This is a genomic window from Actinoplanes sp. NPDC051405, from assembly GCF_055586185.1.
On the sequence record NZ_JBVJIR010000025.1, the window covers coordinates 96542 to 115740 of the forward strand.

Sequence of the window (19199 nt, forward strand, 5' to 3'; positions counted from 1 at the left end):
AGTGCTCCCGGGCGAGCCGAGAAATTCTGGTGGGCGGTGTCGAGAACGCGGCGGGGTCTCCGACTCATCGGTGGAAGTGCCCCGCCGGGGGCACCCGAGGGCTGGGAGACTGAGCCATGAAGTACATGCTGATGATGTTCGGTGACGGCGCCACCATGATGCAGAGCCGGAGCCAGGAGTGGGTCTCCGAGATGATCCAGTTCATGATGTCGTTCAATGCCGAGCTGGCGCAGGCCGGTGAGTTCGTCGAGGCCCGCGGGCTGGCCGACCCCACCTCGGCCAAGACCGTCTCGCTGGTCGACGGCCAGGTCGTGGTGACCGACGGGCCGTTCGCCGAGGCCAAGGAGTCGCTGGCCGGCTACTGGGTGCTCGAGGTGAAGGACGAGCAGCGGGCGATCGAGCGCGCGAGCCAGATCGTCGTCTGGGCCGAGCGGGTCGAGCTGCGCGAGGTTCCCGACGGGCCGCCCGAGCAGTGACCACGGACCAGCCCGGCGTCGAGGGCCTGCTGCGCGAGCTCGCGCCGCAGGCCCTCGGGGTCCTCGTACGCCGGTACGGGCAGTTCGACGCCGCCGAGGACGCGGTCCAGGAGGCCCTGCTCTCCGCCGCCCTCAAGTGGCCGGTCGAGGGGGTGCCCGACAGCCCTCGGTCCTGGCTGATCACCGTGGCCGGCCGCCGGCTGGTCGACGAGTGGCGCAGCGAGAGCGCCCGCCGCGCCCGCGAGGAGCACGTCGCACTGCTCGAGCCCGCCGACCCGGCCGTCGCCGTCGATGAGGACGACACCCTCAATCTGCTCTTCCTCTGCTGCCATCCGTCGTTGTCGCCGCCGTCGCAGCTCGCCCTGACGCTGCGCGCGGTCGGTGGCCTGAGCACCGCCGAGATCGCCCGGGCGTTCCTGGTGCCCGAGGCCACGATGGCCCAGCGGATCAGCCGGGCCAAGCAGCGGATCCGCACCAGCGGGCTGGGCTTCGAGGCGCCGCCCGACGCTGAGCGGGCCGACCGGCTGCAGGTCGTACGGCAGGTGCTCTACCTGGTCTTCAACGAGGGCTACACCACGAGCGCCGGACCGGACCTGCAACGGGCCGACCTGACCGCCGAGGCCATCCGGCTGACCCGGATGCTGCACCGGCTGCTGCCCGGTGACGGTGAGACGGCCGGGCTGCTCGCGCTCATGCTGCTCACCGACGCCCGGCGTCCGGCGCGGACCGACGAGCACGGCGCGCTGGTGCCTCTCGACGAGCAGGATCGCGGACTGTGGAATGCCGCGTTCATCGCCGAGGGGGTCGCGCTGGTCTCCGGGACGCTGGGCCGGGGGCCGCTGGGGCCGTACCAGTTGCAGGCCGCGATCGCCGCGCTGCACGACGAGGCCCGCACCGCCGCGGAGACCGACTGGCCGCAGATCCTCGCCCTCTACGAGGTGCTGGAACGCGTCTCGCCGGGCCCGGTGGTCACGCTGAACCGGGCGGTGGCCGTGGCCCGGGCGCGCGGGCCGCTGGCCGGGCTGGCCGTGCTGGCCGAGCTCGACGGTGACGAGCGGATGGCGGGCAACCACCGGCTGGAGTCGGTCCGCGCGCACCTGCTGGAGCTGGCCGGTGACCACGCCGCGGCGCACACCGGTTACCTGCGGGCGGCGGCCATGACGGCCAGTCTGCCCGAGCAGCGGTATCTGACGCTGCGGGCGGCGGCGCTGTCGACCCGTACCTCATCCGAACATTGAGCCGGGCCTGAGCCGGGCATGATGGTGCGGTGAGTGAACCTCCCGCCAAGGGCCTGATCCTGCTGGTCGAGGACGAACGGCCGATCGCGGACCTGGTCCGGCTCTACCTGAGCCGGGACGGCTTCGGGGTGCACGTCGAGCACGACGGCGCGGCCGGGCTGGCCGCGGCCCGGCGGTTGCGGCCGGTGGCGTGCGTGCTGGACATCGCGCTGCCCGGGATGGAGGGCACGGAGATCTGCCGCCGGCTGCGTGAGGCCGGTGACTGGACACCCGTCGTTTTCCTCACCGCCCGCGACGACGAGGTCGACCGGATCCTCGGCCTCGAGCTCGGCGGCGACGACTACCTCACCAAGCCGTTCAGCCCGCGGGAGCTGGTCGCCCGGGTGCGGGCCCTGCTGCGCCGCGCCGCCGGGCCACCCGACGGCGGCCACGTGCGTACGCTCGGGCCGCTGCAGCTGGACTCCGGCCGGCATCTGGTCACCGTGGACGGTGTGCCGCTGACGCTCACCCCGACCGAGTTCGACCTGCTCGCGCACCTGCTCGGACGCCCGGGACGGGTCTTCACCCGGGAGGAGCTGCTGGCCAGCGTCTGGGGGTACGCGTCGCCGGCGGGCACCCGTACGGTCGATGTGCACGTGGCCCAGGTGCGCGCCAAGCTGGGCGCCGCCGCGACCCTGATCCGCACGGTCCGCGGAGTCGGCTACACCGCCGATGCGTAGCATCCTCGGCACCCTGTCCGGCCGGACCGTCCTGGTCACCGCGGCCACCGCCGTCGTCGCCGTCATCATCACCGCCCTCGTGGCGCTGCCCATCGCGGTGCGGTCGGCCAACAACGCCGCCCGCGACGAGCTGGTGGAGAAGTCCGCGCTCGCGGTCGAGCTGCTCACCACCGAACGTCAGGTGGCCCGGGAGCGGATCGTGTCCCGGCTGCGGGCCGACGGCGTCGACGTCTACCTGATCCGGCGGGGCACCGTCGACCGGGCCGGGCTGCCGGACCGGGTGGTCACCCAGGTCGCCGCAGGCGCGACGGTCAACACCCGCGGCACGGTCGGCGGCCGCGCGGTGCTGATCGTCGGCCGGCCGCTGCGGGGCAACACCAGCGGGGTCGTGCTCACCCGCGACACCGCTTCCGGTACGGCGGCCCGCGTCCTCGGCGGAGTGTGGCTCGCGCTGCTGGCCGGCCTGCTCGGCGGTGTCCTCGCCGGAGCGCTGCTGGCCCGTTTCATCGCCCGGCCGCTGCGGCAGGCGGCCGTGGCGGCGGGCCGGCTCTCGTCCGGTGACCGCTCGGTACGCCTCGCGGTGCGACCGCCGGCCGAGGTGGCCGAGCTGGCGTCGGCGCTGAACCAGCTCGGTGCGGCGTTGCAGATCAGCGAGGGCCGGGAACGCGAGTTCCTGCTGTCGGTGTCGCACGAGCTGCGTACCCCGCTGTCCACGATCCGCGGCTACGCCGAGGCCCTGGCCGATGGCGTGGTGGCCGCCGACGACGCGGCGCGGGCCGGGCAGACCATGGTCGCCGAGGCCGACCGGCTCGACCGGCTGATCTCGGACCTGCTGGTGCTCGCCCGTCTGGAGGCCGCGGACCTGCCCGTGGACATCGTGCCGGTGGACCTGGTCGACCTGGCCGGCTCGGCCGCCGAGGCGTGGGCGCAGCGCTGCGGCCCGGACGGCCCGCGGGTGCGCACCGAGCTGCCCGCCGAGCCGGTCGTGGTGGCCACCGATCCCGGCCGCATCCGCCAGGTCATCGACGGGCTGTGCGAGAACGCGCTGCGGGTCGTGCCGCCGGGTGCCTCGCTGATCCTGGCGATACGGCCCGGTCCGCACGGCGGTGTGCTGGAGATCCGGGACGGGGGTCCGGGCTTCTCCGACGAGGACCTGGCGGTGGCGTTCCAGCGTGGCGCCCTGCAGCGGCGTTACCGGGGCATCCGGCGTACCGGTAGCGGTCTGGGGTTGGCTCTGGCCGCCCGCCTGGTCGGGCGGCTCGGCGGCACCATCGCGGCCGGGCACGCCCCGGAGGGTGGCGCGATGTTCACCATCAGCCTGCCCTCTGCCGCCCGGCCCGCCGCGACCGGCTCTTACCCAACCCGAACATGACGCTGATCCGGCCCGTGCACGCCCGGCGCAGTCTTGGCCGCATGACACGAACCCGTATCGCGCTGACCCTGACCACTGTGAGCCTCGCCGGTCTGCTCGGGCTGAGCGGCTGCGGCGCGGGCCCGGCCGGCGCCCCGGCGGCGCCCGCGGCGGACGTCGCGGACGAGACCTTCGCGCTCGCGGCCGTCGGCCTGGAGGCGGACCCGGCACCGTCGGCCTCCGCCGCGGCCAAGCCGGACAAGGCGGGCAAGCACCCCGGAGCCCGTAAATTCCTCCGGAAGAACACCCTGCACGGCGAGATGACGGTGCAGGGCAAGGACGGCGTCAAGACCGTCGTCGTGCAGCGCGGCACGGTCACCGCGGTGGACGCCACGACGGTGAGCGTCAAGTCGGCCGACGGCTTCGCGCAGACCTGGACCTACGGCGACAAGCTGCGGGTCGTGCAGGACAAGAAGAAGGTCGAGACCGGCGCGATCAAGAGCGGCGCGGAGATCGGCCTGGCCGGCGCCAAGGACGGCGGCAAGAACGTCGCCCGGCTCGTCGTGATCAAGTAGCCCGGAGGTTCAGGGCCCGTGCTCTTGGACAAGCACGGGCCCTGCACCCCGCCCCCCGGAAGAAAGATCAGGTCACTGCAGGATGGCGCCCATCGGCGACATCAGCAGCTTGCCGAAAGCCTCGGCGGTGCCGTCCAGGCGCGTCCGCTCGCGGCCGAGGGCCTGCAGGTCATGGCGCACGCACCAGAGCTTCTGCGAGTTGCGCCAGGCCACGTTGCGGGTGTACTCGATCAGCTCGCCCTGCCACCAGTCGTCCAGGTCGCCGTTCATCATGTCGATGATCAGCTGCCACTTCTCCAGGAAGCCGCGGCGCAGCCCGGGGATGGACTCGGCGAAGATGTCGTTGATCTGCAGGTAGTCGTGGTGCTGGTCGCTGTCGTCGACCGGGTCGGAGCCGAGGTGGTCGAAGGTGGTGACCAGGGCGAACGGCAGGTCGAAGTTGATGTGCGCGTTGACCCCGGCGGCCGCCGACGGCAGCGGGCGCGCGTCCGGGCCGGGGATCCGGTGGAACAGCACGGACCAGGCCCGCGGGCAGCCGGCGCTGGCGTCCGACCACTGGCGCAGGGCGTCGAAGTAGCGGGCGGCGAACTCCACGTCCAGGCGGGACAGGAACGCCGGGTCGGCGAACCGGCCCGCGTACAGGCGCTCGAGCACGCTGGTCGTGATGGTCAGATAGAGCTTGTTGAAGTCGGCGAGCGGGTTGCTGACCAGCAACGGCGGCACCCGCTCCAGCACGTCCTGGAGCTTCGTGAGCTGGTCGACCACCGCGGGTACGTCATCGGGGTGCCCGGCCAGCACGTCGGCCATGTCCTGGCGGACAGGCCCCCAGACGGAATCGGTGATCATCGCGGTCCTCCACACACGGAACTCCCTCGCGGAGGCCCTCCAGCACCGCCCGGCGGCCTGGTCGGACCGGCCGGCCGGGCGGTGCTCCCCCGAACGAGAGTCAGCCTTTCATCGGGGGCGGGCGCGGGGATCGGTAGAACGACGTATTCCGCGTACGTAGATAACGAAAAGGTCACGCCGCCCGGAGGAACACCCGGCTGGCCTGCACCCGGGTGCGCACCTGGAGCTTGTCGAAGATGTGCCCGACGTGCACGCCGACGGTCCGCTCACTGATGAACAGGGCCTGACCGATCTCCCGGTTGGTCAGCCCCTCGGCGACCGCCGCCAGGACCTCCCGCTCGCGCTCGGTCAGCACGTCCAGCTCGTCGCCGGAGTCGCGGCTCGGCGGCGGGATCGGGACCGTCTCCTCGTCACCGGTCAGCGCCACCCGGGCCCGGGTGGCCACCGCGGTGATCTCGGCCGCGAACGGGTTGGCGCCCATGGCCCGGGCGGTCGCGTACGCCTCGCGCAGCGCCATCGTGGCCGCCGCCCGCCCGCGGTTGGACCGGCCAGGCCGGCGCGCGAAAGTGGCCTCGGCCTGCCGCAGCCGCGAATACGCCGCCGGGTACGGCTGCTTGCGCCTGTCCCACGCCGTCGCCGCCCGGGCCCACAGCTCCGGGTCGTTGCGCTCGTCGATCCGGCTCTGCTCGGCCGCGCACAGGTCCAGGTAGCCGTCGACCACGGCGCGTACCGGCGGGGCCGCGTTGCCCGCGCCCTTGGTCATCCGCTCGACCACGGTCTGCAGCCGGCGCACCGCGCCCGGGTCCACCGGCACCTTGCCGCCGGCCTGCGCCTCCGCCTCGGCGCGCAGCCCGTGCCAGGCCAGCACGCCCAGCAGCACCAGATCGTCGGAGCGGGTCTCGGTCAGGCCGCGCTGCACGGCGGCCCGCGCCTCCGCGTGCCGGCCCTGCCACATGGCCAGCCCGGCCCGCAGCGTGAGCATCGGCAGCACGTGCCGGGCCCCGCCACCGGCGAGGATGGTCGCCACCGCCTCCAGGTCGCGGTCGGCCTGCTCCACGTCGCCGACGCCGACCCACAGCCGGCAGCGCGACAGCAGCAGCTCGACCGCGTCGGCGCCGGACGGGCGGTGCCGCATCGCGGTGTCGAGCACCTTCTCCATCTCGGCCCAGTCGCCGATCCGGAACAGCCCGTTGGCGGCGATGGCCAGCAGCCGGGTCTGGTAGGTGCGGCCGAGCCCGATCGCGGCCAGCTTCTCCGCGCCGCGGCGGGCCACCAGCACGCCCTCCTCGACGCTGTTCAGCGGGCCGGTGAGCAGCTCGGCGAGGTGCAGATAGGCGCAGCCGATGTCGTCCGGGTGCCCCGAGCGCTCGGCGATCTCCACCGCCTGGCGGATCACCGCCAGCCCCGCGTCCGGGTCCTCCCGGAAGGCCAGGCTGAAGCCGAGCGCCGCGCTGGCCCGGACCAGGTCGGCGGTCGAGCCGTCGGCCTTCTCGGCCAGCTCCAGCGCATCCCGCGCGCGGACCCCGGCGTCGGCGTAGCGGCCCAGGTGGACCAGCAGCTCGGCGAGGTGCGCGGCCGCGCTGGCCTTCTCCGAGGGGGTGCACTCGGCGAACGCCAGCGCCCGCTCGTACTCGATCTCGGCCGTCGCCGAGCGGCCCGCCGCGGCCAGGTAGCGGGCCCGGCGCAGGTGGATCTCGCAGGCCCCCGGGCCGTCCGGGCGGGCGGCCAGCTCCTCGAGCCGGGTCAGGGCCCGCTGGTGCTCGCCGCAGCGGTGCGCCGACTCGGCGGCGTGCGCGAGCAGCTCGGTGCGCTCGGGGGCTTCGTCGCAGCCCAGCTCCAGCGCCATGCTCCAGTAGCGGTGCGCCTCGGCGAAGCCGTAGAGCTGCTCGGCGGCCCGGGCCGCGGCGACGACCGAGGGCATGGCCCGGGCGGGCTCGCCGGCCTGCCGCCAGTGATGCGCCAGCCGGGCGTGGTCGACGGCGCCGGGAACAGCCTCCAGCGCCTCGGCGTAGCGGCGGTGCCGGGCGGCGTGCTCGGCCGGCAGCACCTCGTGCTCGAGGACCTCGGCGACGACCTGGTGCCGCAGCCGGTAGCCGTCGGCCGCGCTGGTCACGAAGCGGTGCGCGACCGCGGCCCGGATCGCCTCGATCAGCTCCGTCTCCGGCAGCGGCAGGACCCGGGCCAGCAGGGCGTGCTCGACCGGCTCGACCCCGGCGGCGACGGCGTGCACCACGTCGTGGGCGTGCGGGGGCAGCTCGTCGACCCGGGACAGGAAGATCTCGCGCAGCGTGTCGGACAGCTCGACCCGGCCGTCCCGCAGGTCCCGGGAGAGCTCCTCGACCACGAAGGGGTTGCCGCCGCTGCGCTTGTAGACCCGGTCGGCGTCCTCCGGGGCCACGTCGGCGCCGGCGATCGCGGCGACCAGCTCACCGGTCGACTCCTGGTCGAGCGGGGCCAGGTCGAGCACGCGTACGGACCGCAACCGGCGCAGCTCGGCCAGCACCCGCCGTAGCGGATGGGAGCCGTGCAGCGACTCGGCCCGGACCGCCGCCAGCACCGACAGGTTGATCTCGCCGAGGCCCGCGAGCAGGTAGAGCAGCAGCTGCCGGGTGCTGCGGTCGGCCCACTGCAGGTCGTCGAGCACCAGCAGCAGCCGCCGGCCCTGGGCCAGGGAACGCAGCTGCTGGGAGACCCGTTCGAGGAGCACGCCCGCGCCGTCCTGGTTGGCGGCGGCGTCCACCGGGGCGGTATCGGCGTGCACCCCGGCGCGGCGCAGCGCCTGCAGGACCGGGTGCAGGGGCGAGGCGTCGCCGATGTCCAGGCAGGTGCCGGACAGCACAGCGACACCCGCGTCACGCAGCGCATCCGCCGTCTCGCGCAGCAGGCGGCTCTTGCCCACGCCGCTCTCGCCGGTGACGAACACTGCCGCGGTGCCGCTGGGACCGGCGTCCAGCAGATCCGTGCGAACCGTGGTCAAAGTGCCGGTACGTCCGACAATAGGCGCGTCGTCCCCCTCGCTGGCCATGCGTGGCAGCCTAGTGCCGATCCGGGTAGCACGTTCTCGTCGGTTCGGACTGTTCTGCGTCACAAATTCGACGCTGGGCCCGCTGTCACAGATACGTCATTCTGCGGATCCGCTGTACCCCTGCCGGCTGGCACCGTTTGTCTCGCCAATGCGGCGAAGGGGCGTGGGGCATGAACAGAATCACTGCCGGCATCCGGTGCCGGCGACAGACAGTGACCGTGCTGTTCGTCGACATCGTGGGTTTCACCGCCATCGTCGACGAGCTGGACTGCGCGGACGTCCGGGATCTGCAGATGGACTACTTCGCCACCGTGTCGGCCGAGGTCCGGGCGGCGGGCGGGGTGGTCGAGAAGTTCATCGGGGACGCGGTCATGGCGATCTTCGGGGCGGGCGGGCCGGTGCCCGGCACGCCGGAGGACACCCGCTGCGCGGCCGTGGGAGCGGTCCGGGCCGGCCTGGCGATCCAGGAGGCGCTGCGGGGGCGTCTCCTGGCCGGCCGGTTCCCGGTCCGGACCCGGGTCGGGCTGGCCACCGGCGACGCCATCGTCGACCTGGACCAGACCCGCGACGGCGGGTACGGGATGGTCAGCGGCAGCGTGGTCAGCACGGCGGCGCGGTTGCAGGCGTACGCGCCGCACGACACGGTGGTGGTCTGCGCGGCCACCCGGGCGGTGACCGACCACGCGGTGGTCTACCAGGAGATGCCGCCGGTCTCGGTGGCCGGCAAGTCGGCGCCGGTGGAGCTGTCGCGGGCGCTGTACCCGCAGGTGGTGACGGCCGGACAGGTCCTGCAGACCTGCGGCTGACCGGCCCGGCCGGCAGATCCGCCGGGGGCCAATCCTTCAGCGGGGGCGACCTGGGCCGATAAAGGCAACGTGGGTGCCACGCCTTCTCCGCCGGCTGAGCCGGCCCTGCTGCAGCTCGAGCCCGGCGATGCCGCCGGGCTCGAAGTGCTGGGCGAGCTGGGCCGGGGCACCCAGGCGGTCGTGCACCGGGTACGCCTGCGCGGCCGGGAGTACGCCCTCAGACTCCTGCGCGACACCATCGCCGCGAGCAACGAGGGCGTACGCGAGTTCCGCCGCCAGTGCGCGCTGCTGGCCGCTGTCGACAGCCCGGGCCTGCCCCGCGTGCACAAGGCCGGTACGGCCGGCGGCCGCCCGTACGTGATCATGGATCTGCTCCCGGGCGAGCCACTGACCGCCCGCCTGGCCCGGGGCCCGGTCCGCGAGGCCGTGGCCGTCCGGATCGGCACCGACATCGCCGGCGCGCTGGTGGCGGCGCACGCCCACGACCTGGTGCACCGCGACGTCAAGCCGGACAACATCGTCGTCGGCCCGGACGGCGGCGCCGGGCTGGTCGACTTCGGGCTGGCCACCCGCGTCTCGGCCGGCGCCGGGATCACCGAGGAGCCGGTCGCCGGCACGCTGCTCTACAGCCCGCCCGAGCAGAGCGGCATGCTCAACCGGCCCGTCGACGGCCGCTCCGACCTGTACGCCCTGGGTGCGGTGCTCTTCGAGTGCGTCACCGGGGCGCCGCCGTTCGCCGCGGGGGACGTCGGCGAGCTGCTGCACCTGCACGCCACGGCGCCCGTACCGGATCCCCGGGCCCTGGCTCCGGGCCTGGGCGCCGCCTTCGCCGCGATCATCGTCCGGCTGCTCGCCAAGGACCCCGACGACCGTTATCAGAGCGCCGCGGGCCTGCTGGCGGACCTGCGGCGGCTCGGGGACGACCCGGCCGCGATGTTCCCGCTCGGGGAGCAGGACGGCCCGGTCACCCTCGCCACCGCCCCGCTGACCGGTCGCGACGCCGAGTTCAGCACCCTGCGGGAGCGCTGGAGTGCCGCCGCGGCGGGCCGTGGTGGCATCGCTGTGCTGCACGGGAGCACCGGCAGCGGCAAGACCCGGCTGGCTGCCGAGCTGGGCGAGCTGGTCGTGGCGGCCGGGGGCACCGTGCTGCGGGGTACGGCCTCACCCAGTGACCGCCGGCCGATGGCGCCGCTGCGAGCGGCTGTGGACGCGTACGTCCGGGCTCTGCGGCGCCGCCCCGATGGCGCGGTCGCCGCCGGCAAGCTGTTGCGCTCCGCCGCCGGGCAGGGTGCCGGCCTGGTGACCAGCCTGTCGCCGGCACTGGCCGACGCGCTCGGCGTGCCCGGCGTGGCCGCCGAGATCGGCCTGGAGCGGCACTCGGCCGCCGTCGCCGACCTGCTCACCGGCCTGGCCCGGACGACCGGCCCGGTGCTGCTGCACCTCGACGACGTGCAGTGGTTCGACGACGGCACGGTCCGGGTGCTCGAGCAGCTCGCCGCCGGGCTCACCGGGGTGCCGCTGCTCGTGGTGGCCACCGCCCGCAACGACGACGAGGGCGCGCCCGCGGCCGCCATGGTCCTGAACCGCCTCCAGCCCGGCCCCGACACCGACATCACGCTGGCGCCGCTGAGTGCCGCGGCGGTCGGCGACCTGATCAGCTCCCTGTCCGGCGGGGTCCGGATCGACGAGCGTGGTGCCACCGCGATCGCCCTGCTGACCGGCGGGAACCCGTTCGCGACCCTCGGCTATGCCCGGGCGGTCATCGACGCCGGCCTGCTGACCCCCGACTGGGGCGTCTGGCGGGTCGACACCGCCGGCGTGCAGGAGCTGGCCCTGCCGGCCGACTCCGCCCAGCTGCTGCTGCGCCGGATGGGCACCCTGGCCCCGGAGAACCGCCGGCTGTTGCAGCTCGCCGGCGTCATCGGCGCCACCTTCGCCCCCGGCCTGGTCGCCGAGGTGGCCGGTGTCGGCCGCCGCCGGGTCCTCGACGTCCTGTCCGACGCCGCCCGCCGTGGCCTCGTCGAGCACCGCGAGGGCACGGTGCGGTTCGTGCACGACAGCATCCGCCTCGCGCTGATCGACGGCCTGCCCGACGACGAGGTACGCCGGCTGCACCAGCGCATCGCCGACGTGCTGGACCGCGAGGGCTCAGACGTGTACGCCCTCGCCCGGCACTGCGCGCTCGGCGACCCCTCCTACGAACCGGCCCGGATGCTGCGCGCCGGACAGGCCGCCGGAGCCCGGGCGCTGGCCGAGCACGCCCCCGACACGGCGCTGACCTTCCTGGAGTACGCCGCCGAGGCCGCCGAGACCGGCGAGCTGACCGTGGGCAGCGAGTTCCACCAGCTGCTCGGGATCGCGTACCACCAGAACGGCCGCTTCGACGAGGCGATCGCCGCCCTGACCACCGCCCTGGAGGGGACCACCGACCGGATCGCGCGGGCCCACCTGCACCTGCACCTGGCCCGCGTGCACGAGAGCAACTGGGGCGGCGCGGCGCAGGTCCGAGCGGTCGAGCAGGGCCTGGCCGAGCTGGGCCGCCCGCTGCCGCGCAACCCGGTCCTGGCCGCTCTCACCGGCCTGTGGCTGTTCTTCGTGGGCTGCCTGATCGGCGTCACCCGGCTCGGCTACGGCACCGCCAAGGGCGCCTACCGCGAGCGGCTGCGGCTCCAGACGACGCTCTACCACTACGGCGGCTCCGGCAGCGTGCGGACCCTGCGCCCGCTGCGGTCACTGCTCTACGGCCTGCGGTTCATCCACCCGACGAGCCGGCTCGGCCGGTCCCCGGAACGGGCCCGTGACCTCGTCGGCCTCACCCTCGCCCTGCGGATGCTGGGACTGCAGCGCACCTCCGACCGGATCACCGCGGCCGCCGTCCGGCAGGCCCACGAGTTCGGCGACCCCACCCTGCTCGCCCGCATCGACTGGATGACCGCCATCGCGGTGCACGGCAGCGGCGCCGACTCCGGCGAGCGGGTGCGCCAGGTGCTGGCCGAACGCGACCGCTTCCTCGACGTCGGGCTGATCCTGGACTGTTACGCCGTCCTCGGCTGGGACTGGCTGCTGCGCGGCGAGATCACCGAGGCCGAGGCCGCCCGCCCGGGCCGCCAGCGCTGGCTCGAGGCCGGCGGCAACGCCGACCGCAGTGCCGTGGTCGCCGTCGACGCCGGGCTGCTGGCCATGCGGGGCCGGGCCGGCGAGGCGATCACCACGCTCGCCCGCGCCGGGGACGGACCCAAGGAGATCCACGAGGTCGTCGACACGATCATCGCCCGGATGCTGTCCGCCATCGAGCGCGACGACCTCGAAGGCGCCTTCGACGACGCCGTCGCGGACTTCGAGAGCCTCGGGCTGCGCCCGCTCGACGTGCTGCCGGCCCAGCACTGCTACTACGTCTACCTGGCATACGGCCGGCTGGAGCAGGCCCGCCGGGCCGCGCCGGCCCACCGTGACACCGCGGTCGCCGTCGCCGCGGCGGCTGTCTCCGCTCTCGGCCGGGTCACCCGCCGGCCCGTCGTGGCCGCGCACCACCGGGTCGCCCGCGCGGCGCTGCTCGCCCTGGACCCGGCGCGCAGCGTGGCCGCGCTGGACCTGCTGACCAAGGCCGAGCCCCTGCTGCGCCAGGTCGACGCGCCGCTGCCGGCTTTCGAGGCTGCCCTGGTACGCGCCCGCGCGCTCGCCGCCATCGGCAGCACCGGGGAGGCCGACCGGCAGGCGCGGATGGCCGCCGGGATCGCCGAGGACCGGGGCTGGCCGCACCGGGCCCGCCGGGTGGCCGCCGAGTTCCGGCTCGACGCCGGGCGCCGCAACCGCGTACCGGTGGTGGCCGCCCGCGGCCGGGCCGGCCAGCGCTGGGCGGCCCTGGAGCAGCTCAGTCTCGCCGCCAGCCGGGTCATCGACCCGGACCGGCTGACCCGCGTCGCGCTGGACGAGACCACCCGCCTGCTCGGTGCCGAACGCGCCATCCTGTTCCTGATGGACGCCGAGACCCAGGTGCTCGCCCCGTTCGTGGGCCGCGACTCGAGCGGCCGCGACGTCGCCGAGCTGACCGGCTACAGCGCCACCGTCGTCGACAAGGTCCGGCACAGCCGCGAGCCCCTCGTGGTCACCGGCACCGAGCAGGGCGAGGCGCTGGGCGCGCAGAGCGTGGTCCAGTACGGCCTGCGCAGCATCCTGGTCGCCCCGCTGGAGCTCGACGACCGCCTGCTCGGCGTGGTCTACCTGGACAGCCGGGTCGCCAAGGGCGTCTTCACCGTGGACGACGCCGACGTGCTGACCGCCATCACCCACCACATCGCAGTCGGCCTGGAGACCGCCCGGGCCGCCCAGCTGGAGGTCGCGGTGGCCGCCGCCAACCGCCAGCGCGACCTCGCCGAGACGCTGCGCCGCGCGATGGCCCGGCTCACCGGCACCCTGGACCCGCAGCTGGTGCTGCGCCGGCTGCTGCTCACCGCCCGGCAGACGCCCGGCGCGAACCGCGGCTGGCTGCTGCTCGGCACCTCCGACTCGGAGGAGATCACCGTGCTCGGCGGGCCGGCCCCGGTGCAGCTCGCCCTGGCCGAGCACCCGGACCTGCGGGCCCTGCTGGACAACCGGCAGGCCGACATGATCAACGGTACGCCGCCCTGGGCCGGCGCCTTCGACGACTCGACCGGGCAGAGCTGGCTCACCGTCACCCTCGACGACCGCAACGGCGCGGTGGGCGTGCTGGTGCTGGCGTCGGACCGGCCGGGCGCGTACGCGGCGGCCGACCTCGGGCTGGCGGCGGCGCTGGTGGGCCAGGGCATGGTCGCCTTCGACAACGCCCGGCTGTTCAGCCGGGTGAACGAGCTGGCCACGACCGACAGCCTGACCGGCGTCGCGAACCGGCGGCGGTTCTTCGAGCTCGCCGAGCGCTCGCTGGCCGCCGCCCGGGCGGTGGACGGGCCGGTCACCGCCCTCATGGTCGACATCGACCACTTCAAGCGGATCAACGACGCGCACGGCCACCAGGTCGGTGACGACGTGATCAAGGGTGTGGTCCAGCGCCTGCTCGGCGGCCTGCCGGCGGACGGCCTGGTCGCCCGGTACGGCGGTGAGGAGTTCGCGGTGCTGCTGCCCGGCATCGACTCGGCCGGGGCCGAGCTCGCCGAGGAGCTGCGGGCCGCGGTGGCCGGCACGCCGGTCGACACGCGCTCCGGGCCCATCCCGGTGACCATCAGCGTCGGCCTGGCCCGGCTGCGCCCCAGCGACCCGACCCCGGACACCCTGCTCGGCCGGGCCGACGCCGGCCTCTACGCGGCCAAACAGGCCGGCCGGAATCGTGTTGTGGCTCACGACCCGGAGCATTTGCCCCTTTAGTCGTGTGTTATGGCGACCAGCTCACGGTCGGCCTCACGAAAGTCGTCGGAGGTGCCCGGTAGGCTCGCCGCGTCGTTCACAGCTGCCACTGCCGGGAGTAATACCTCGTGACTGCGCAACCAGAGATCCTCTACGGGGCTGATGACCTCACGCACCTCGAAGGACTCGATGCGGTCCGCAAGCGGCCGGGTATGTACATCGGTTCCACCGACAGCCGGGGCGTCAACCACCTCGCCAACGAGATCCTCGACAACGCCACCGACGAGGGCGTCGGCGGGCACGCCGAGCACGTCGAGGTGACCCTGCACGCCGACGGCTCGGTGCAGGTCGACGACGACGGCCGGGGCATCCCGACCGACATCAACGCCAAGTCCGGCCTCAACGGCGTCGAGCTGGTGCTCACCCGGCTGCACGCCGGCGGCAAGTTCGGCGGCTCGGGCTACAAGACCTCCGGCGGCCTGCACGGCGTCGGCGCCTCCGCGGTCAACGCGCTGTCCCTGCGCTTCGACGTGACCGTCCGGCGCGACGGCAAGGTGCACGAGTTGTCCTTCCAGCGTGGCGTGCCCGGCGTGTTCGCCGGCCCCGGCCCGGACGCCCCTTTCCAGTCGCAGAGCGGCCTGCGCGTGGTGCGCAAGATGAAGCGCGGCGAGCGCACCGGCACCTCGATCCGCTACTGGTACGACGCGCGGTATTTCGAGACCGGCGCCCGGCTCGACGTCGACGTGGTGCGGGCCAAGCTGCGCAACACGGCGTTCCTGGTCCCCGGCGTGGCGTACGTGCTGCGTGACCACACGGGCGAGGAGCCGGCCGAGGAGAAGTTCCACTATCCGCACGGGCTGACCGACATGGTGGAGTTCCTCACCCCGGCCGGCGACAAGCCCGTCTCGGGGATCCTGATGGTCGCCGGCGAAGGCACCTACAAGGAGAACGCCGCCGACGCCAACGGCGTCATGCAGTCCAACGTCGAGCGCAAGGCCCAGGTCGAGGTCGCGTTCCGCTGGGGCACCGGCTACGACCGCACGGTGGAGTGCTTCACCAACACCATCCGCAACGTGCACGGCGGCACCCACCGCAAGGGCTTCGAACGGGCCCTGGTCCGGGCTCTGAGCGACGCCATCCGCAACGCCCGCGGCCTGCTCAAGCCGAAGGAGGACGTGCCGGTCCTGGACGACCTGCTGGAGGGCATGACCGCGGTGATCCACGTGCGGGTGCCCGAGCCGCAGTTCACCTCGCAGACCAAGGACGAGCTCTCCACCGCCGGCATCACCCGGGTGCTGCAGACCCTGGTCGAGCAGCACCTCAAGAGCTGGATCGACGACCGGCGCACCAAGAGCGAGGCCCGCACGGTCCTGCAGAAGGTCGTCGACGCCGCCCGGGTCCGCCTGACCCAGAAGCAGCAGAAGGACGCGGCCCGCCGCAAGACCGCGCTCGAGGGCGCGTCCATGCCGCCCAAGCTGGTCGACTGCCGCTCCACCGGCATCGGCCGCAGCGAGCTCTACATCGTCGAGGGTGACAGCGCGCTCGGCACCGCCCGGATGGCCCGCAGCTCCGAATACCAGGCCCTGCTGCCCATCCGCGGCAAGATCCTCAACGTGCAGAAGGCCAGCCTGCAGCAGGTCCTGGACAACGTGGAGTGCTCGGCCATCGTGCAGGTGCTGGGCGCCGGCTCGGGCCGTACCTTCGACATGAGCACGATGCGCTACGGCCGCGTCATGATCATGGCGGACGCGGACGTCGACGGCTCGCACATCCGCACCCTGCTGATCACCCTCTTCGCCAAGTACATGCGCCCGGTGATCGAGGACGGCCGGCTCTTCGCCGCGATGCCGCCCCTGCACAAGATCACCACCAAGGGCCGCAACGCCGAGACCATCTTCACGTACACCCAGCAGGAGATGGAGGCCGCGCTCACCCGGCTGGAGCGCGCCGGCAAGTCGGTCGCGCCGGTGAGCCGGTTCAAGGGCCTCGGCGAGATGGACGCCGACGAGCTGTGGGACACCACGATGAACCCGGCCACCAGGACGGTCCGGCGGATCACCCTCGACGACGCCGAGCGGGCCGAGGCGACGCTGGAGCTGCTGATGGGTGAGCGGGTCGAGCCGCGCAAGAACTGGCTGATCGAGGCCGCCGGCCGCATCGACCAGGAAACGATCGACGCCTGAGAAAGGCTTACCAGACATGGCACGCCGCAAGAACGAGCAGTCCCGGGTGGACCTGTCGGCCTTCGACCAGGCCGGCGCCCGGGTCATCGACAACCCGCTCACCACCGAGGTCGAGGACTCCTACCTGGAGTACGCCTACTCGGTCATCCACTCGCGCGCCCTGCCGGACGCCCGCGACGGCCTCAAGCCGGTGCACCGCCGCATCCTGTGGTCGATGCAGGAGCAGGGCCACCGCCCCGACCGGGCCTACGTCAAGTCCGCCCGCGTCGTCGGTGACGTGATGGGCCGCTACCACCCCCACGGTGACCTGGCGATCTACGACGCGATGGTGCGCCTGGCCCAGGACTTCTCGCTCAACGCGCCGCTGATCGACGGGCACGGCAACTTCGGCTCGCCCGACGACGGCCCGGCCGCCTCGCGATACACCGAGGCCCGGATGTCGCGCGAGGCGATGCTGCTGGTCGGCGAGCTCGGCGAGGGCACGGTCGATTTCAAGCCCAACTACGACGGCTCCGAGCTCGAGCCCAAGGTGCTGCCCGCGGCCTTCCCCAACCTTCTGGTCAACGGCACGTCCGGGATCGCCGTCGGCATGGCGACCAACATGATCCCGCACAACCTGGGCGAGGTCGTCACGGCGGCCCGCCACCTGATCACCGACCCCGAGGCCGACCTCGACACGCTCATGCGCTTCGTGCCCGGCCCCGACCTGCCCACCGGCGGGCAGCTGCTCGGCCTCGACGAGGTCCGCCGGGCGTACGAGACCGGCCGTGGCGTGGTGCGGATGCGGGCCCGCGCGCAGACCGGCCCGCTGGAGGGCGGTCGCGGCCGCCAGGCGATCACCGTCGTCCAGCTCCCGTACGGCGTCGGCACCGAGAAGATCATCGAGGCGATCACCGACGAGGTGAAGGGCAAGCTCATCACCTCGGGCCCGCGCAAGGGCCAGCGCCAACCGGCCCGGCTGCAGGGCATCGCCGACGTCAAGGACCTCACCGACCGCGAGCACGGCATCCGGCTGGTCATCGAGTGCAAGGTCGGCGTCAACCCGCAGGCCCTGCTGGCCGACCTCTACCGGCTGACCCCGCTGGAGTCGTCGTTCGGCATCAACAACCTGGTGCTGGTCGACGGCCAGCCGCGGACGCTGGGCCTCAAGGCGCTGCTCGAGGTGTTCCTGGCCCACCGCTACGAGGTGGTCACCCGGCGGACCACCCACCGGCGCACCAAGCGCCAGGACCGCCTGCACCTGGTCGACGGCCTGCTCATCGCCCTCATCGACATCGACCGGGTGGTCGCCATCATCCGCGGCAGCGACGACGCCGCGGCGGCCAAGGCGGGCCTGATGAGCGAGTTCGGGCTCAGCGACGTCCAGGCGACGTACATCCTGGACACCCCGCTGCGCCGGCTCACCCGCTTCGACCGCATCGAGCTGGAGACCGAGCAGGAACGCCTGCGCGGCGAGATCGCGGAGCTCAGCCGGATCCTGGACAACGACGACGTCCTCAAGCAGGTCGTCTCGGACGAGCTGGCCGAGGTGGCCTCGGAGTTCGGCGGCGCCCGGCGCACCACACTGATCGACGGCGACCTCAAGGAGGTGCTGGCGGCGTCCGTGCCGGCCGGTCCGCTCGAGGTGGCCGACGACCCCTGCCAGGTGATCCTCTCCGCGACCGGGCTGATCGCCCGCACGGCGGCGGAAAGCGAAGAGGCGACCGAGGGACGGCGGCGCAGCGGACGGGTCAAGCACGACGCGGTCCGCTCGGTTGTGCACTCCACCGCCCGTGGCCGCGTGCTGCTCGTGACGAGCACCGGGCGGGCGTTCAAGGTGGACGTGCTGCCCCTGCCGGTCCTGCCCGAGCAGTCCGGCACGGTTTCGGTGCGCGGCGGCATGTCGGCCTCGGAGCTGATCCCGTTGGAGCCGGGGGAGAAGGTCGTCGGACTGGCTCCGCTCGGCGCGACCGGCTCACCGGGCCTGGCCATGGGCACCCGGCAGGGCGTGGTCAAGGTCTGCGCGCCGGAATGGCCGGTCCGCTCGGACGAGTTCGAGGTCATCACCCTCAAGGACGGCGACGAGGTGCTGGGGGCGACCTGGCTGACCGACGGGGCCGAGTCGCTGGCGTTCGTGTCCTCGGACGCGTCGCTGCTGCGCTTCCCGGCCAAGCTGGTGCGGCCGCAGGGTTTGAAGGGCGGCGGCATGGCCGGGATGAACCTGACGTCAGGGGCCGAGGCCGTTTCGTTCAACGTGGTGAACACGACGGATCCGCAGCATGGGGAGCCGATGGTGGTCACGTCGACCGGCACTCAGGTGAAGGTCACGCCGTTCGGGTTGTATCCGGCCAAGGGGCGGGCTACCGGCGGGGTTCGGGTTCAGCGGTTCCTCAAGGGGGAGACCGCTCTGGTGGTTGCCTGGGTCGGGCCTCGGCCGGTTGGCGCCAGCGGTACCGGGGATCCTGTTGAGCTTCCTGCCGTTGACAATCGGCGGGATGGGTCTGGGGAGGCTGTGCTTATGGGGCCTCAGATTGTTGGGCATCTTATCGAGCGGGGCTGAATTTTCTTGCTGGTGGACGGTTGGGGGGGGGGGGGGGGGGGGGGGGGGGGGGGGGGGGGGGGGGGGGGGGGGGGGGGGGGGGGGAGGGACAACACCGGAGCTCTGGCTCCTCCCCTCCTCTT

11 protein-coding genes are annotated in these 19199 nt (G+C 73.5%); 9 read left to right on the forward strand and 2 right to left on the reverse strand.

The annotated features are described in order from the left end of the window. Positions 1–116 precede the first annotated feature (116 nt). Genes ACZ6S4_RS39815 through ACZ6S4_RS39835 form a run of 5 tightly spaced genes read left to right on the forward strand, consistent with a single transcriptional unit; the run spans position 117 to position 4359 of the window. The gene (locus ACZ6S4_RS39815; RefSeq protein ID WP_465479864.1) at positions 117–476 is read left to right on the forward strand and encodes a YciI family protein; all 360 of its coding nucleotides are present in this window, start codon (positions 117–119) and stop codon (positions 474–476) included. Continuing rightward, positions 473–1714, forward strand: coding sequence for an RNA polymerase sigma factor (locus ACZ6S4_RS39820; protein WP_465479865.1), 1242 nt, complete (start codon positions 473–475; stop codon positions 1712–1714). The genes ACZ6S4_RS39815 and ACZ6S4_RS39820 overlap by 4 nt, the downstream gene beginning before the upstream one ends. Positions 1715–1743: 29 nt before the next feature. Beyond that, the gene (locus ACZ6S4_RS39825) at positions 1744–2433 is read left to right on the forward strand and encodes a response regulator transcription factor (RefSeq protein ID WP_360828501.1); all 690 of its coding nucleotides are present in this window, start codon (positions 1744–1746) and stop codon (positions 2431–2433) included. Further along, positions 2426–3805: a HAMP domain-containing sensor histidine kinase gene (locus tag ACZ6S4_RS39830; RefSeq protein WP_465479866.1), complete on the forward strand. Its 1380-nt coding sequence runs from the start codon at positions 2426–2428 to the stop codon at positions 3803–3805. The genes ACZ6S4_RS39825 and ACZ6S4_RS39830 overlap by 8 nt, the downstream gene beginning before the upstream one ends. Positions 3806–3846: 41 nt before the next feature. After that, positions 3847–4359, forward strand: a complete 513-nt coding sequence (locus ACZ6S4_RS39835) for a hypothetical protein (RefSeq protein ID WP_465479867.1) — start codon at positions 3847–3849, stop codon at positions 4357–4359. 72 nt (positions 4360–4431) lie between these two features. Here the strand turns inward: ACZ6S4_RS39835 and ACZ6S4_RS39840 are convergent, their stop codons facing one another. Together ACZ6S4_RS39840 and ACZ6S4_RS39845 are read right to left on the reverse strand one after the other, a co-directional pair. After that, positions 4432–5202, reverse strand: a complete 771-nt coding sequence (locus ACZ6S4_RS39840) for a DUF5995 family protein (RefSeq protein ID WP_465479875.1) — start codon at positions 5200–5202, stop codon at positions 4432–4434. Positions 5203–5377: 175 nt separating this feature from the next. Beyond that, on the reverse strand, positions 5378–8230 hold the full coding sequence (locus ACZ6S4_RS39845) for a helix-turn-helix transcriptional regulator (protein ID WP_465479868.1): 2853 nt from the start codon (positions 8228–8230) through the stop codon (positions 5378–5380). A 170-nt stretch (positions 8231–8400) separates the two neighbouring features. Here ACZ6S4_RS39845 and ACZ6S4_RS39850 point away from each other — a divergent pair, with 170 nt between their 5' ends. From ACZ6S4_RS39850 to ACZ6S4_RS39865, 4 genes are all read left to right on the forward strand, one after another. Continuing rightward, positions 8401–9036 (forward strand): adenylate/guanylate cyclase domain-containing protein, encoded by a 636-nt coding sequence (locus tag ACZ6S4_RS39850; RefSeq protein ID WP_465479869.1) that lies wholly within the window; start codon positions 8401–8403, stop codon positions 9034–9036. Positions 9037–9105: 69 nt separating this feature from the next. Further along, complete coding sequence (locus tag ACZ6S4_RS39855) at positions 9106–14376, forward strand: diguanylate cyclase (protein WP_465479870.1); 5271 nt, start codon at positions 9106–9108, stop codon at positions 14374–14376. A gap of 107 nt (positions 14377–14483) precedes the next feature. Next, the gene (locus tag ACZ6S4_RS39860; RefSeq protein ID WP_465479871.1) at positions 14484–16538 is read left to right on the forward strand and encodes a DNA gyrase/topoisomerase IV subunit B; all 2055 of its coding nucleotides are present in this window, start codon (positions 14484–14486) and stop codon (positions 16536–16538) included. Positions 16539–16554: 16 nt separating this feature from the next. Next, entirely contained in the window at positions 16555–19077 is a 2523-nt protein-coding gene (locus tag ACZ6S4_RS39865; protein ID WP_465479872.1) for a DNA gyrase/topoisomerase IV subunit A, read from the forward strand. Positions 19078–19199: the final 122 nt, after the last annotated feature.

Coding starts and splice junctions, on each gene's coding strand:
- ACZ6S4_RS39865 (WP_465479872.1), top strand. CDS start 16,555: ATGGCACGCCGCAAGAACGAGCAGTCCCGGGTGGACCTGTCGGCCTTC.
- ACZ6S4_RS39850 (WP_465479869.1), top strand. CDS start 8,401: ATGAACAGAATCACTGCCGGCATCCGGTGCCGGCGACAGACAGTGACC.
- ACZ6S4_RS39815 (WP_465479864.1), top strand. CDS start 117: ATGAAGTACATGCTGATGATGTTCGGTGACGGCGCCACCATGATGCAG.
- ACZ6S4_RS39830 (WP_465479866.1), top strand. CDS start 2,426: ATGCGTAGCATCCTCGGCACCCTGTCCGGCCGGACCGTCCTGGTCACC.
- ACZ6S4_RS39835 (WP_465479867.1), top strand. CDS start 3,847: ATGACACGAACCCGTATCGCGCTGACCCTGACCACTGTGAGCCTCGCC.
- ACZ6S4_RS39845 (WP_465479868.1), bottom strand. CDS start 8,230: ATGGCCAGCGAGGGGGACGACGCGCCTATTGTCGGACGTACCGGCACT.